The 15,149-nt window shown below is 33.9% G+C and carries 15 protein-coding genes; 2 read left to right on the forward strand and 13 right to left on the reverse strand.

Going from position 1 to position 15,149, the window contains the following annotated elements:
- The first annotated feature begins 173 nt into the window (after positions 1 to 173).
- The gene (gene purF / locus ACQY56_RS04515; RefSeq protein WP_428739150.1) at positions 174 to 1,529 is read left to right on the forward strand and encodes an amidophosphoribosyltransferase; all 1,356 of its coding nucleotides are present in this window, start codon (positions 174 to 176) and stop codon (positions 1,527 to 1,529) included.
- Entirely contained in the window at positions 1,529 to 2,494 is a 966-nt protein-coding gene (locus ACQY56_RS04520; protein ID WP_428739149.1) for a TIGR01212 family radical SAM protein, read from the forward strand. Before purF ends, ACQY56_RS04520 begins: the two co-directional genes overlap by 1 nt.
- On the opposite strand, the gene ACQY56_RS04525 is transcribed toward ACQY56_RS04520, so the two are convergent.
- The 13 genes from ACQY56_RS04525 to ACQY56_RS04585 all read right to left on the reverse strand — a co-directional run.
- The gene (locus tag ACQY56_RS04525; RefSeq protein WP_428739148.1) at positions 2,491 to 3,042 is read right to left on the reverse strand and encodes a DUF2393 family protein; all 552 of its coding nucleotides are present in this window, start codon (positions 3,040 to 3,042) and stop codon (positions 2,491 to 2,493) included. The genes ACQY56_RS04520 and ACQY56_RS04525 overlap by 4 nt on opposite strands.
- Positions 3,039 to 3,551 (reverse strand): DUF2393 domain-containing protein, encoded by a 513-nt coding sequence (locus ACQY56_RS04530; RefSeq protein WP_428739147.1) that lies wholly within the window; start codon positions 3,549 to 3,551, stop codon positions 3,039 to 3,041. Before ACQY56_RS04530 ends, ACQY56_RS04525 begins: the two co-directional genes overlap by 4 nt.
- A gap of 6 nt (positions 3,552 to 3,557) precedes the next feature.
- A complete protein-coding gene (gene hisIE / locus ACQY56_RS04535) occupies positions 3,558 to 4,241 on the reverse strand; it encodes a bifunctional phosphoribosyl-AMP cyclohydrolase/phosphoribosyl-ATP diphosphatase HisIE (RefSeq protein WP_428739146.1) in 684 nt (227 codons plus the stop codon).
- Between the two features lie 2 nt (positions 4,242 to 4,243).
- Positions 4,244 to 5,335, reverse strand: a complete 1,092-nt coding sequence (locus ACQY56_RS04540; protein WP_428739152.1) for an SPFH domain-containing protein — start codon at positions 5,333 to 5,335, stop codon at positions 4,244 to 4,246.
- A gap of 75 nt (positions 5,336 to 5,410) precedes the next feature.
- The gene (locus tag ACQY56_RS04545; RefSeq protein WP_428739145.1) at positions 5,411 to 6,331 is read right to left on the reverse strand and encodes a branched-chain amino acid transaminase; all 921 of its coding nucleotides are present in this window, start codon (positions 6,329 to 6,331) and stop codon (positions 5,411 to 5,413) included.
- 121 nt (positions 6,332 to 6,452) lie between these two features.
- On the reverse strand, positions 6,453 to 9,518 hold the full coding sequence (locus tag ACQY56_RS04550; protein ID WP_428739144.1) for a TonB-dependent receptor domain-containing protein: 3,066 nt from the start codon (positions 9,516 to 9,518) through the stop codon (positions 6,453 to 6,455).
- The gene (locus tag ACQY56_RS04555; protein WP_428739143.1) at positions 9,515 to 10,666 is read right to left on the reverse strand and encodes a tetratricopeptide repeat protein; all 1,152 of its coding nucleotides are present in this window, start codon (positions 10,664 to 10,666) and stop codon (positions 9,515 to 9,517) included. Before ACQY56_RS04555 ends, ACQY56_RS04550 begins: the two co-directional genes overlap by 4 nt.
- A 12-nt stretch (positions 10,667 to 10,678) precedes the next feature.
- Entirely contained in the window at positions 10,679 to 11,311 is a 633-nt protein-coding gene (locus tag ACQY56_RS04560; RefSeq protein ID WP_428739142.1) for an energy transducer TonB, read from the reverse strand.
- A gap of 2 nt (positions 11,312 to 11,313) precedes the next feature.
- Complete coding sequence (locus ACQY56_RS04565; protein WP_428739141.1) at positions 11,314 to 11,718, reverse strand: ExbD/TolR family protein; 405 nt, start codon at positions 11,716 to 11,718, stop codon at positions 11,314 to 11,316.
- Positions 11,708 to 12,325: a MotA/TolQ/ExbB proton channel family protein gene (locus tag ACQY56_RS04570; RefSeq protein ID WP_428739140.1), complete on the reverse strand. Its 618-nt coding sequence runs from the start codon at positions 12,323 to 12,325 to the stop codon at positions 11,708 to 11,710. Before ACQY56_RS04570 ends, ACQY56_RS04565 begins: the two co-directional genes overlap by 11 nt.
- A gap of 1 nt (position 12,326) precedes the next feature.
- Positions 12,327 to 13,631, reverse strand: a complete 1,305-nt coding sequence (locus ACQY56_RS04575) for a MotA/TolQ/ExbB proton channel family protein (protein ID WP_428739139.1) — start codon at positions 13,629 to 13,631, stop codon at positions 12,327 to 12,329.
- Positions 13,631 to 14,389 carry a DUF3450 family protein gene (locus ACQY56_RS04580; protein WP_428739138.1) on the reverse strand — a complete coding sequence of 253 codons (759 nt, stop codon included), beginning with the start codon at positions 14,387 to 14,389 and terminating at the stop codon, positions 13,631 to 13,633. The genes ACQY56_RS04575 and ACQY56_RS04580 overlap by 1 nt, the downstream gene beginning before the upstream one ends.
- Positions 14,390 to 14,558: 169 nt before the next feature.
- The coding region (locus ACQY56_RS04585; RefSeq protein WP_428743732.1) for a hypothetical protein at positions 14,559 to 15,149 on the reverse strand (591 nt) is incomplete at its 5' end.

The raw sequence follows: 15,149 nt of genomic DNA on the forward strand, positions 1-15,149 counted from the left end.
ACAACACATTCAAGTGTTCAGTATAATTACAAGCTCTATATGGCAACGCCATTTTATGTTAGCAAATGTTAATCATAGTGTTCAACTAGTGACAAGTGATTTGCTTGTAAGTATTCTATTATGTCTATACGAGTATAATTGCATCATTAGTAGAAACACACAAGGAATTTATCTTGCTCGAAAATGTAAATGAAAAATGTGCAGTTGTTGGGATTTTTGGTCATAAAGAAGCTTCAAAATTAGCTTACTTTTCACTCCATTCTCTTCAACATCGTGGTCAAGAAGCAGCAGGTATTAGCTCAGCTGATGGTAAAAAAGTACACACTATCAAAGATCGCGGTTTAGTTATGAAAGTTTTCAATGAAAGAAAACTAGAAACATTAAAAGGTACGAGTGCAATTGGACACACACGTTACTCTACTGCTGGGGATGATTCTATTTTAGATGCACAACCAGTTTTTGCAAGATATGATCTCGGTGAAATGGCAATTGTTCATAATGGAAACTTAACCAATGCACAAGAGGTAAGAGATGAACTTATTAAAAAAGGTGCAATTTTTCAAACATTTATGGATACAGAAAACCTCATCCATTTAATCGCAAAAAGTACTCAAGAACATCTCCTAGATAGAATTATAGATGCTGTACAAAAGATAGAAGGAGCATTTTCACTTGTATTTTTAAGTAGAAGTAAAATGTTTGCTATGCGTGATCGTTACGGTTTTCGTCCACTGAGTCTTGGGCGTTTGGCAAATGGTGGTTACATTGTTGCGAGTGAAACATGTGCATTTGATCTTGTTGGTGCTACATTTATTCGTGATGTTGAGCCTGGTGAACTTTTAGTATTTGAAGAGGGCAAAGCACCACAAAGTATAAAAGTTTATGAGCCAACTCCTAAACACTGTATCTTTGAGTATGTATATTTTGCACGTCCAGATTCTACTGTATTTGGTCAGTCAGTATATCAAACAAGAAAAAATATGGGTAAAGAGTTAGCAAAAATAGAGCCTGTTGAAGCGGATGTAGTTATCCCTGTTCCAGATGGTGGAGTTCCAGCAGCTATAGGCTATGCTCAAGAGAGTGGTATCCCTTATGAGATGGGAATTATGAGAAACCACTACATTGGTCGTACATTTATTGAGCCAACGCAAGAGATGCGTGATCTCAAAGTAAAAATGAAACTCTCACCTATGCCAGAAGTTATCAAAGGTAAAAAAGTTATTGTGATCGATGACTCGATCGTTCGCGGGACAACTTCAAGAAGAATCGTAAGGATGTTAAAAGAAGCTGGGGCTTCTGAAGTGCATATGCGTATCTCATCTCCACCAACAACTGATCCTTGTTTTTATGGTGTTGATACACCTGACAAAGATAAACTAATTGCTGCAAACATGAGCATAGATGAAATCTGTAAATATGTTGAAGCAGATTCTTTAGCATATCTTGATGAAGCGGCACTTCTTCGTAGTGTAAATGCTATTGGTGATACTTATTGTACAGCTTGTTTTACAGGTAACTATATCGTTTAATGTCTCTCAAACAGATATATACGTTTGGCAGCTACTTAAAAGATAAGTTTGGCTGCAAAGTTTATAAAGTTGGTATAAATATCTCTGGCTTTACCTGCCCAAATATAGATGGAACAGTAGCAAAAGGTGGATGTACTTTTTGTGAAAATGACTCTTTTAGTGCAAGTACAAATCAAGTACAAGAACTCAAAGGGTTTCATCTAAATCTTGATTCAAAAGAAAATCCATTTTTAGAAAAACAATTACTCCAACTTGAACAACAATTTCAAGCAATCTCTCAAAGACAAAAAAAAGAGTATGGTGCACAAAAGTTTTTAGTTTATTTCCAGTCTTTTACAAATACTTACGCACCTTTTGAAACGCTCAAAGCCCTCTATGATAAAGCTCTTTCATTTGATAATGTAGTAGGTCTTAGTATTGGGACACGAAGTGATAGTATTACCGATGAAACACTAGAATATTTATCGTCATTAGCACAAGAAAAAGAGATATGGATTGAGTTTGGTATCCAATCTATTTACGATAAAACTCTACAACGAATAAACCGTGGACACAATAGTGCCAATGTGAAAGAGTGGATACTCAAGTCTAAAAAAGCTGGTTTAAATGTATGTGGACATCTCATATTTGGTTTGCCAGATGAGACTCAAGAGATGATGTTAGAAACAGCTAAACAAGCATATGAATGGGGAATTGATTCTGTAAAATATCATCCACTCTATGTTGTTAAGAAAACAGCTTTAGCCAATGAATATATGCGTCAAGAGTTTACACCAATAAATGAAAAACTTTATTTAGACACACTCGTTAAAGCGATCACAATGAAACCAGAAAATGTAAATGTTCAAAGAATTACAGCTGGAATAAATGATGACTCACTTTTAGCACCATCATGGTGTAAAGATAAAAATCAACAAGTAAAAAATATCAACACTGCTTTAAAAAAGATAGGTCTGAAATATTAGTGAGCCTTTAGCGTTATAAAATCTGCTGTGCTTTGAAAGTATGGTGGATAAGGGAAATAAACTCTAAATGTTTTTGCTTTACCAGCACCTAGCTTTTGCGCAATTACAAACTTTTGAACAATAGTTTGCGGTTTATCTCTTTCAATTCCTAGTCCTTCGGTAAAAAACTCAAAAAAACCTGTAGCTTTGTAAAAGTTTCCACCTTTAACATTCCCAGTAGCATGTCCACGATTGACTAACTTGATCTCTAAAACAACTTCACCTACTGTAAAATTACCTGTATTTTGGATAGTTCCAGTATAAATAATTTTCTCAATCCCTAAAATTCTTTTATTTTTTATCTTCACAAGTTTTACAGATTTTGTATATTTATCAACTACAAATACACTAAAAAGTGCTAAAAACAGACTTACAAGTATAGTTGTAAAAAGCATTGAAGTTTTCAGAGAAGGTTTATCTTGTTGGAGTGATTTATAGATACCAAACATAAAAATGACAAAGATTACAAAAAAAGTTATATAGTGTACATAATTCAATTCTGTTGTCATTTGCAATCACCCTCTAAAGAGATATTATAATCTTTTTGGTATCTAAAAGGTTCAACTATTATCTTAAACTCTTTTGTATCACCTTGTAAGATGTTGCCTGTTACAATCGACACTTTTTGAAAAGGTTTTAATTGATAAATATAGTTTTTATACTTATTGGCTGTCATTTTATATACAGATGCAGTAATTTTACACTCTTTAAAATCCCTTTGTGAAAGATTTGTAACTTTCCCTTTCACAACCACTGCTTCAACAAAACTCAATTTTTTTTGCTCTAAAAGTTCTACACTATTTTTAAAAAGATACTTATGCATTTTAACATAACCATACGTTGGTCCAGCAATAATAACTCCAAAAGCAAGAAAAACCAAAAAGACAGCAATTTTTAGCCTATTTCTTAAAAGTACTGCCAAAATGATTATAAAAAGGAAAACAAACAGTACACTCAAAAAGAGCATATAATCCTGAGAGATTAACCCATTTACAAAATTTTGAAGTCTACTGCCCATACAAGACTACTTATTGTCCCTAGCGTTTTTCTCAGCTATCCCACTCATCCCGAAACGACGAGCAAGTTCTTGTTTAATACGATCAGGAGAGATATTTTTACTCGCTAAGGCTACTAACATATGATATGTTAGATCAGCTGCTTCATATACCATCTCCTCTTCGTCATTATCTTTATAAGCAAAACAATACTCACCAGCCTCTTCAACAACTTTTTTAAGGATAGTATTTTCACCTTTTTGTAACAGTTTTGCTGTCCAAGAACTCTCAGGGTCTGCATTTTTACGCTCTTGGATTGTGTGATAAAGTGTATCTATCACACCATAAGCTGCTGTTGTGTCTACTTGAACTTCACTTGTAGTATCACCACTCTCTAACTCTGTAAAAAAACAAGATTTTCTACCAGTATGACAAGCAACTCCCTCTTGGGTTACTTTAATTAAAAGAGTGTCATTATCGCAATCAATATTAAAAGAGTGGATAGTTTGTATATGCCCACTACTCTCACCCTTTTTCCAAAGTCTTTGCTTACTTCTAGAGTAGTAGTGTGCAGTTTTTGTCTCTAATGAGAGTTGCAATGCTTCTTTGTTCATATACGCCATCATAAGTACTTCATTTGTACCTATCTCTTGAACAATAACAGGTAAAAGTTCCTGTTTCTCCCAGTCAACTCTATTTAGTATCTCTTGCATAATTACTGTGCCGTAGTTCTTTGTTGTTTATCTTTCATATCAACCCAAATATTTGGAGTTGATCCACCAGGTGTTAAAAAGATTTTTGCATCTGTGTTTGTTTGCAATGCTTCGTTAAATTTCCCTTGTACCTTGATCTGCTCTAACTGTAAAAGCTGTGTAGTTAATGATCTTGAGATCAAGATATTTGCTTCTGCATTTGCTTTTGCCTCGATCGCAATAGCATCCGCTTTACCTTGTGCTTCAATACGCGCTTTTTCAGCTACCCCTTGTGCCTCAGCTGCACGTTTAAGAGCTTCTTGTTTTACACGTTGTACATCTTGCTCTGCTTTTTGAACTTCTTGTTTTGCAATTTGTACACGTTCAATTTGGTCTTTTACTTTTTGAGGTAATACTATGTCACGAAGTTGGACAGATTCCAAAATAGCTGGAGAATTTTCAAGGTCTGTAACCTTTTTTCTAATACCTGTTTCAATCTCAGTAGCAATTTGACTTCTTGCTTGAGTAATTGATTCAGCATCATATTTTCCAATCACACTACGAACGACATCACGAACAACAGGATTAATAATCTTATCTTCCCAGCTAAATCCCCAATTCGAAATTGTTTGTGCAGCAAGTTCTGAATTTAGACGATATTGAACAGTGAGTTCAATCCCAACAGGTAAACTACGTTTATCTAAAACCGTAATAGAAGACTTCGTTAAAATACCTGAATTATTAGCATTTGTTTCAACTTTTGAAATATAATTAATTACACGTACTTTTGTATCAACAAGATATACTTTTTGGATAATAGGGATAATAAAATGCAATCCTGGTAAAAGTGCCTGATCGCTGTATTTACCGTTTGTACTGAGAATACCACGTTCTCCCTCTTCAATGATTGTAAAAGGTTTTGCTACCAATAAAACAACTACAATAGCAATAATAAAATATAAAAGCCCAGCTTTTCCACCACCAAAATTGAAGTTCATATTTGGCATTTGTGGTCCTTTTGGTCCACTACCGTTTCCACCTGAGTTTGATGATGTATTTTTATAACCACTTTCACTCTTTTTTTTGTTAAAGTAATCATTCATATCTGAGGCCATCTTTATATTCTCTTTTTCCATAATTTCTTCTTTCTTCTTAGTCTGTACAAATTGAGCATCTAAAGATGCAAAATCTTAATCGATATAAGTCAAATAATGTTCATATTTTGCATTACGTCCAAAAACGATATCAAAATATGTACTTTGAATTTTTTCAGTTATCTCACCACGAGAACCAATACCTATAGCTCTTGCATCTACTTGTGCAACAGGTGTAATCTCAGCAGCAGTTCCAGTTAAAAATGCTTCATCTGCAACATAAGCCTCTTCACGAGTAATACGACGACGACTAACTTTGTAACCCATATCTGTTGCAACTTCAATAACAGTTTTTTGTGTAATTGAAGCGAGTGCATTATCACTTGGAGGTGTGATAATCTCACCATCTTTAATCATAAAAAATGCAGCACCACTTGCTTCTGCAACGTAACCTTGGTCATCGAGTAAAAGTGCTTCATCATATCCACAATCAATAGCTTCATATTTTGCCATTTGTGAATTTAAATAGTTCGCAGTAGCTTTCGCTTTCCCCATGTTTGAAGTATTTGCTGGACGTGTCATAGAAGCAATTTTAAGTTTGATACCTTTTCTCAAACCTTCTTCACCAAGATATGCACCCCACTCCCAAGCTGCCATTACAGTCTCAACAGGAGCATTTTTATGATACACACCCATAACACCGTAACCTAAAAATGCAAAAGGTCTAATGTAAACATTATCACCTGTAAACTCATTTTTTCTAATCAGCTCAATCTGTGCTTCATTCATCTCTTCAACACTGTAAGGGATATCCATTAAAGTCATTTTCGCTGATTCTTTTAATCTTTTTGTATGATCGTTTAAACGAAAAATTGCATACCCTTTTGCAGTTTTATATGCTTTTGTTCCTTCAATAACACCATTTCCATAGTGAAGCGTGTGTGAAAGTACATGTGTTTTAGCACTATCCCATGCTACAAATTCGCCATTCATCCAAATATATTTGGCTGCGTCCATTTAATTTCTCCGAAATTTTATATAAAAGTGTGCTATTGTATCTAAAATGGTGTTTAAGTTGGATTAAAACTATTCAAAGAGGAATAAAGCTCCCAAAAATGGGAACTATATAAAGGAGAAACTAGTATTTTATATCAAGTTTTAAAGAATAATATCTTCCAGGTTTTGTAGAAGTAGTTACGTTATCACCTTGTTTAAACTGTAACTCACTATCAAGTAAGTTTTCAGCTTTAAATCTGATAGCGTATTCAAAGAACCCTCCATCGTCTTTTTCAAGTAACTTCCACTTCGTTACAAAGTCAAGTTTTGAAAATGGCTGTTCGTATACATCTTCATTACCATCAGTCCCTAGTGAAACAATACGTTTACCAATTTGATTGAACAAAAAGAGTGCACTATTACCACTATCTGGGTTATCGTATCCGAGTGTTAAGTTCACAACATACGGGGACTGTCCCTGCATACTTCTTGTTTGACTTGTCAATCTACTTGTATAGTCGTTATCTGGATCACTATTGAGTGTAATTTCTGAGTTGATATAAGCAACATTAGTTGCAAACAATAGATTGTTTAAACTCTCGTCTATAAATCCAAAACGTTTTCTTAAATCTATCTCCGCACCATAACTCGTTGCAGAATCAGCATTTTGATATGTTTCTAAGAAAGTATTATCTTGTGAGTCATCTAATTTAATAACTTTTTCAATTGGGTCTGTAAATTTTTTGGAAAAAATTGCAAAAGAAAACACCTCATCACTTGATAAATACCATTCATATTTTAAATCTAAGTGGTCAATATATGTTGCTTTTAACTCGGGATTACCAAAAACTATATTTTCAGTTATTGGGTCTTTATATCTACTATTACTAAATTCACGGAAGTCTGGTCGTGAAATTGATGTTGCATATGAAAAACGTAATTGCATATCATCATTATCAAATCTATAAGTCACACCTAAACTTGGAAACAAATCTGAAGTCTCCAATGGATCATATGTATCTGCCGCATCTGTCAATTGTTGCGAAGATGTCTCTTGACGCATAGAAGCGATTACATCAATATCATGTGTAACTGATAAAAGTTGCTTGAGATAAAATGCTGTCACATCTTGGGTAGCTTGATATGAATCTGTATTTCTATATGAAGCTGAAAAAGCCATTGATGAAGCATATGTATCATAAATTGTGTCCATATCTTCACTCATATCATTAAAGTTCGAACTATACATCTTAAATCTTCTACTATCAAAATCCCTAGTTTTGTTATAAATAAACACACCAGCTTTTGTGTAGTTATCTTGGTCATTAAACTCAAATGGCAAAGTAAAATCAGCTCTATAATTCGTTACTTCATCATTTAATATAAAGTAATAATACCAGTTTTTTTGATCCCAGTTTAAACCTGTTGTTTCATACAAATAGTTATACTCAACCGTTCCTGGTTCTTCCCGTTTCGCTGTTGACTTTTCAGCCGCCCAATCAATAACAAGATTATCAAAGTATCCTGATGTATGGTTTCCAAAACGGATATCATTTGTACCACTTAACTGATGCATCTCTAAATTTTTAGTTACATATTCCAAATACACTTTTTTACGATCATCAGATGAACCTGTATAATCAATAGTACTTACTGAAGTTTTATCTTGTGTTTTTTCAGTTGTGAAGTATGTATATTTCACTTTATTATTTTCAAAATAATCGATACCTAGATTTATCATCCCTGCCATTTCAGTTGTTAACACACTCGTATTTGTTATTGTGTGATTATCGTGAATTACACTCTCTGTATTCATGTCGTAATAATACTTATTGTACTCTACAGCATCACTATCTGATGTATTCTTATAATACAGTGTTGTAGAAGCACCAATGCTCACATTATCAGTAATTTCATAACTTTTTCCAGCTGAAACTTCAAACTTCATCCCAGGAGCCAATGTTGTCTCTTGAAGGTTAAGTGATCTTGAAGTTCTTACATCTTCTGTTACACTACTCCCACTTACATTGTTTCCACCAGTTAAAACACTTGATGGTAATGGTGTAGAGTTGTCACTATTTGTATAAGCTTTTTTTCCTGTTGAGTCATTATATAAAACTTCCAGACCAACTTTTGCATACCCATCATTTCCTTTGGGAATATCTTTACTTTTTATCAGTACAGTACCCCCACCAAATGATGCTGGAAGATCAGCTGTGTATGATTTTTGAATCGTGATACTTTCAACAACAGATGTTGGAAAAATATCAAGTGGAACTACCCTTTTGGTAGGCTCAGGTGAAGGGACATGTAAGTCATTTAACATTACAGTTGAGTATCTATCCCCCAAACCTCTAACATATACATATTTTCCACCAACAATTGTAATACCACTGACACGTTTGAGTGCTGATGCAACACTACTATCTCCACTTTTCCCAAACTGTTCACTTCCAAGCACATTTCCAACTGCATCAGCATTTCTCTCTTGTGCGATGACTGCTTCAACACTTCCATCAAGATGTGGAGCAAGAACAACGAATTCATCAAGTTCCATACCAGCAGGAGTCAGTTCAATAAGTTTACTTACAGCTTCATTTGCAATGACATTTACTTTAAAAGTTTGTGCACTGAAATCTTGATGAATTACAGAGATAGTTTGCTCACCAGCTGGAAGATTTAACTCAACAAACCCATCTTTTGAACTAGAAGCTTCAACCTGTGTCCCTTTAACAAATATAGAAGCATTCGCTACCTTCTTTTTACTTTCTGATGATGTAAGTGTAAGTAAAACACTTCCTTTATCTAAAGCTTGTACTTGTGTAGTATTTTTATCTAGGTCTTGTGGTGCTTCAGCATCTATAAATGCTAAAGAATTATCTTTTTTCAATGAAACAATCACTTGTGATTCTTTATCTGTTGCAACAGCTACATTTTTTCTTACAAAAACTTGTGCTTGTGCATTCTCTTTTGCTACAAGCTGTACTTGATAACTCCCCTGTTGAAGTTTTGAAAAGAAATACCCATCATCATCTGTTTTACCTTGAATTACACCAGTAGATTCAAGTTGCCCATCAACTTTTTTATAGATTTTAAACTCTTGATTTGCAAGAGCTTTTCCATCTTTGAGAACAATTAAAGATAATGATCCAAACTCCTCTGCAAGTAAAGTTGATATAAAAAGAGATATTAGTAAAAAAAATCTCATAATGTACACTCCCAATGGTTATTTTTACATTTGTTCATATTTTTTCTCAGCTCTACCCCTTTTTTGAATAGTTCTGAGTCAGTAATTTGTTTGAGTAGTTTTTCACTCTCATCAAAATCACCAGTAATGTAATAAGAATATGCTAAAGCATAGAGAATATTTTGATCTTTAAGCAGAGTATTTCTTTGGAGTGCCGAGCGAGTAGAGATCACTTTTTCGTAGTTTCCATACTCAAGATAGATTGCTACTTTTTGTTTATATTTTTGTTTAGGATCAAGAACTTGAGAGTTTTTATACAGTGCTTGTACATACTCTTTTGCACGTCTAAACATCTCTGAAGAATCTTTAAGATATTTACTATCTAAAAGTGAAGCTTTATCAAATAAATCAGCTGCAGGATGGATCATATCTTGATCTATATACAGTGTTGCAAGTAAGATAACAATTTTTACATTCTTCTCATATTTCAGATGTGCTTTTTCAGCTAAAAGCGTTGCTTTTTTCAACTCTTTTGCTTGACGAAGTGCCCCAATAAATGAGAGTAAAACTTTTTCATTTGGTTCTGCGTTATTGAGATATATTTGTGCATCCTGAAGAGCACTTTGATAAAGATTGAGTGAGATGTAGTACGCAAATCTTTGTCTATAAGCATCATAATATTTTGGATGAATAGTATTGATATCTGCCATTACATCTAAAGCTTTATCGTACTCTTTTAGCTGAAAATAACACTCTGCTTTGAGTGCCATAAGCTTCGGTTTTTGTAACACTAAAGCATTCACTTTATCAAGTGCATCTATCGCTTTTTGGTACTCTTTGAGTTTAAAGCTATTTTGTGCAATATAGAGATAAATAGATGGCTCTTTTTGCCCCGCTTCGATAGAAAGATAAAAGTTTTTATTTGATTCTTTATACATACTCAATTGTGCTTTTACAAAACCTTGCAATGTGTAGTATTGAACTTTGTCAATATTTTCATCACTTAAATCAACATTTTGTAGTGCATCATTTGCACGTGCATAGTATCCGTCTTTAAAAAGAACTGTTGCTAATGCGACATAATCAACATCATCTTGATTTTTTTTATCCTCTGCAAAAATACTTGTAGTTAACAGTAGGGTTAATATTGTCGTAAAAAATAATTTCATAATCTATCTTCTTTAATTAAAGTCAAAGCGGATTTTTTGCTTTGCCCACACTCTTACAGCTTTGCCTTTATACTCAGCTGGTGTAAATTTCCAAGTTTTCACACCTGCAACTGCAACATCATCAAATACACCTGCTGGTTCACTCTCTAACACTTTTACTTTTGAGACATCCCCATTTGCATCAATCAATAAGTTGAGAAGTACATACCCTTTTACACCCATTTTTTTCGCTTTTTTAGGATACTGTATAGCTGAACGTCTCGCAGGTTTTGGTGGATTATCAACACTGTTTTCATTCATAATCACATTTTTATCTGCATCTTTAAGAAGTGAATCATCCATATCCATATTATCAGCCATGAATGATTCTAAACCTGTATCTATTCCACTTAAAGCTGAACTCATTTTAGGCGTATTTGAGGCTTTATATGGTTTTGGTTTTGGCTTGGGTTTTGGCTTGGGTTTTGGTTTTGGTTTTGGCTTAACAACTTGTTGCACTTCAAAACTCATAGCTGATCTATTTTGATTGTTTTGTGGGAGCATCCCATTTTCATTCATCTCTATCACAACGATAAAGACAAAAAGCAATCCAAATAAAGACCAAGCAAAAGCTTTTAGACGCAGTAAAAATGTATTGTTTTTCACAATCAACCTACCTCTTTATTTGTAGCAACTGCAACATCTTTAGCACCAGAGAGTCTACACTGATCTACCAACTCTATAAGTTTTTCAACAGGGATAGAGTTATCAGTGATAACAAGAACAGATTTATTTGTAGAGGTTCTTAGCATATCTCTAAGTTTTCCTTGTACTGCCCAAATTTTTATAGGTTGCTGGTCTATATATACATCTGCTTGATTATCTATATATACACGAATCACTTTACTTGACGCGCGTGTTGCCGATGATGCACCTGGACGCTCAAGGTCTAGTTTCATATCTTTAACAAATGTTGAACTCACCATAAAAAAGATCAATAGGATAAATACCATATCAATCAATGGTGACATATCTACGTCACTAATATCATCCTTTTTACGTCTAAATCTCATCTAAATTTTCCTCACTACATAAAATATCTTTAATCTGTTCAAGATCAAGTTCCATTTGAGAAGCTTTTTTATCTAAAAGTCTTCCTATAACTAACCCTGGAACAGCAACGACAAGCCCAAGCTGCGTTGTAAAAAGAGCTTGAGAGATACCACCAGCAATCCCTCCACTTTGTGAAAACAGACTCATAGAAGCGAGTGAATCAAATGTCTCAATCATCCCTATAACTGTCCCTAAAAGTCCAATAAGTGGTGCTACTATTACAACTGTTTTTACCAACTTTGAATACTGATTTAATGTTGTTTTGTACTCAAAAAATTTATCATCAAGAAAGTTTCTTAAAAGTTTTCTATCTTGAATCTCCTCTTTTAATTGGAGTCCATCTACTACTGCACTATCAACTATTGCTTTTGGATTTTCTCTTTTTCCTGATACAAATTTTCTAATCAATACACGAGGACTTTTTTTTGTTCCACGTTGAATTGTATGGTATCTGTATCCAAGTCCATACCACAGTACAAAAACCAATATAAATAGTGGCCACATAACAAAGCCACCACTATTCATATAAGCAATAAACTGATGGAAAAAAGTGATTAAAGTATCCATACTATTTACGCTTGTTGTACTCGTTTACAATATGAAGTGCTGAATGCTCCATAGAATCTTTAATACTCTCAGCCCAGCTGTTAAGTAAGTTTCCACCAAGAAGTAATGGAATTGCTACAATAAGACCAAGTTCTGTTGTAACCAAAGCGATTGAGATACCACCAGAGAGTAGTTTTGGATCACCTGTTCCAAACTCTGTAATGATGTCAAATGTAGCGATCATACCTGTTACAGTTCCAAGAAGTCCTAGAAGTGGTGCAACTGCTGCAATTACTAAAATAGTTGAGCTTAATTTATCTAAGCGTGAGCTCTCATGGATAATAGCTTCTGAGATAATATCTTCTACATGCTCTCTATCTCTGTCTAAGTTTCTTACCGTTGCTTTTAAAACCCTAGCAGCAGCACCTTTTTTAGGTTTTAGCACTTCTAATGTTTTCTCAACGCCACTACTGAGTAATGAAGCTAAAGTCTCTTGTGGCAATGTTTTTGCACCTGTGCTTGATTGAAGATATACAACTCTTAAAACCAAAAACGCTACACCAACTAAACCAAGCACTACAATTACCCAACCGATAATTCCAGCTGAATTGATTACATCAAGGAGTGTTTTCTCTTCACCGTTTGCAACTTCTTTATTGTTATTCTCATAGATAAAGATTTGTAAATCCTCAGGTTTTGCACCATCTGCTAAAGCTTGAGCTATCATTTTTGCATTTACATTTGTGAATATTTTAAGTTTATGATCCCCTGCTGGTACTAAAATTCCTGATGTTTTATCACTTACACCATATGTTGCAATGTTTCCGATTTTAACAATCTTACCTGTAACAGTTGAACCATCTTGAAGATAAAAAGAACCATTTTCTACTTTTAAAGATGAAAGTTCATCTCTTAATTTTAAAGATTTAACAAACATATCTTTGAGTGTTGCTGGATAGTCCTCTTTTTGAAGTTTTAACTCTATACCATACTCTTTTAATGAAGATGTCCCTTGAGAGATAACTGCTTCAAGCAGTGAAGTGTCATCATTCATAGTCTCTAAATTTTGTTGTGCATGGAATAGAGTATCACTTAAGTGTTCACTTTGTGTCTCTCTTGATAAAACTTTTTGTTGTAGTTTTTCAATATCACCTTTTGCAGCTTCTAACTTTTGTGCATTTGAAGATTTAAGCTCTTTTACCCTCTTAGTTAACATCTCTTTTTGTGCTTTTAAAAATGCAAACTCTTTTGCATACGCTTCATCTAATTGTGTTGAACCAAAAACTGTTGTTACTAAAATTGTTAGTACTAAAAATATTTTTTTCATTATTTTGCCCCACTTAAAATCAATGCATTTGGTAACGTAAAGTACCCTGTTCTAATTTGTTTTTTAAATGCATCAAAGATATTTAAAATCTCATCTTGTTTTTCTTTATCTCGTTCCTCTTGATAATTCCAAGTATCCCCATTTTTTACAACATAACCTACTGTGTCATCAGGCGTTTTGAAAAACATCATAGCAGTTCCAACACGAGCAATTTCAGCTAGTTTTTCTTGTGAGCCAAGAACAATAGTTTGTTTAAAAATTCCATTCTCTTTTGTCATTCTAATCTCATCGTTGTAAGCATTATAAACTTGTGAAAGAGCTTTTTGCGGAGTGATTAAAGAGGCATCAAGTTGATCTTTGATTTTTTCAATAGATTCAACTCTTTCATTTGTTTTAAAAGGGATAGAAGTTTGCATCATGGCAACTAAGTTATCTATAGCTTCTACAACGATTGGTTTTAGCCCTTGTGAGTTTTTACTTGCCTCAATTATTTTTGTTTGAATAGCTGATAACTCTTTGTTAAGTTGTTTTATTTTTAAATCTTCACGAGACACCATAGCTTCTAATTCACTTTTTTGGATAGAAAGTGATTTCATACTTGCTTTATACGCATCTTTTTCATCATTGATCTGTGTATCTAGTTGTTCCACTTCCCCACGAAGTTTCATCAAAGACTCAGCCATATTATCAGAATTTGCACTAAGCACACTTGTGCCAAGTAGTACACACAAAGCGATACTAATTGTTTTTGTAGACATGGACTCCCCATATATTTTAAGATGGCGAAATGATAAAAAAACAAAATTACCTTATGATTACTCAAAGGTTACAACTTGGTGACAGTGTAATAATTGGATGTAATAAAAGAAAAAAGTGAAGGAGAAAACTAAGAGGAAAACCTCTTAGTTTAAAAGGAGAAAGAAGCTATTAATCTTCTAAAGCGTCATATGAACCAGCTGTACCTTTCCAGATAGTTGATTCAGTAGCACCTGTACAAGAAGATGAATCATCAAGATAGATAGTTCCAGTTACACTATGAAGATCTCTAGTAGCAGCTGCCCATGCTGTATATGCTGTTTTAGTTGTACTAGAATCTTTAGAGTTAGAAGCAGCATAAGTTCCTGCTTCATCTAAAGTTACAGCAGTATCTTTGAAACAAATATCTCCATCAATATTTGTAGCATTTGTATCGTAAGTATCTTCACCTCTAAAGAATACTTGTTCAGTATCTGCAGTTTTTGCACTTACAAATTTAACATTATCTACATTTACACCAGCATCATATTTTAGTGAAATACCACCACCAAGGATATATCCTGTATAGTTAACGATAGTTGGTTGAGTAGCATTATCATCGTCAGTTACAATAGTATTGTGATCATTACCAAATTCCATACCAGCAGAGTCATGGTTGTTTGTACTATCAACATTTACTTGTTGTACAAGAACGTTTGAAATTGTACCACGGTAACCAAGGTCAGTATCTACTGAATCATCTTGAGCATTGTATACATAAAG

The sequence above is a fragment of the Sulfurimonas sp. genome, assembly GCF_050296975.1.
GTDB lineage: Bacteria > Campylobacterota > Campylobacteria > Campylobacterales > Sulfurimonadaceae > Sulfurimonas.

Coding starts and splice junctions, on each gene's coding strand:
- ACQY56_RS04520 (WP_428739149.1), top strand. CDS start 1,529: ATGTCTCTCAAACAGATATATACGTTTGGCAGCTACTTAAAAGATAAG.
- ACQY56_RS04525 (WP_428739148.1), bottom strand. CDS start 3,042: ATGACAACAGAATTGAATTATGTACACTATATAACTTTTTTTGTAATC.
- ACQY56_RS04530 (WP_428739147.1), bottom strand. CDS start 3,551: ATGGGCAGTAGACTTCAAAATTTTGTAAATGGGTTAATCTCTCAGGAT.
- hisIE (WP_428739146.1), bottom strand. CDS start 4,241: ATGCAAGAGATACTAAATAGAGTTGACTGGGAGAAACAGGAACTTTTA.
- ACQY56_RS04540 (WP_428739152.1), bottom strand. CDS start 5,335: ATGGCCTCAGATATGAATGATTACTTTAACAAAAAAAAGAGTGAAAGT.
- ACQY56_RS04545 (WP_428739145.1), bottom strand. CDS start 6,331: ATGGACGCAGCCAAATATATTTGGATGAATGGCGAATTTGTAGCATGG.
- ACQY56_RS04550 (WP_428739144.1), bottom strand. CDS start 9,518: ATGAGATTTTTTTTACTAATATCTCTTTTTATATCAACTTTACTTGCA.
- ACQY56_RS04555 (WP_428739143.1), bottom strand. CDS start 10,666: ATGAAATTATTTTTTACGACAATATTAACCCTACTGTTAACTACAAGT.
- ACQY56_RS04565 (WP_428739141.1), bottom strand. CDS start 11,718: ATGAGATTTAGACGTAAAAAGGATGATATTAGTGACGTAGATATGTCA.
- ACQY56_RS04570 (WP_428739140.1), bottom strand. CDS start 12,325: ATGGATACTTTAATCACTTTTTTCCATCAGTTTATTGCTTATATGAAT.
- ACQY56_RS04575 (WP_428739139.1), bottom strand. CDS start 13,631: ATGAAAAAAATATTTTTAGTACTAACAATTTTAGTAACAACAGTTTTT.
- ACQY56_RS04580 (WP_428739138.1), bottom strand. CDS start 14,389: ATGTCTACAAAAACAATTAGTATCGCTTTGTGTGTACTACTTGGCACA.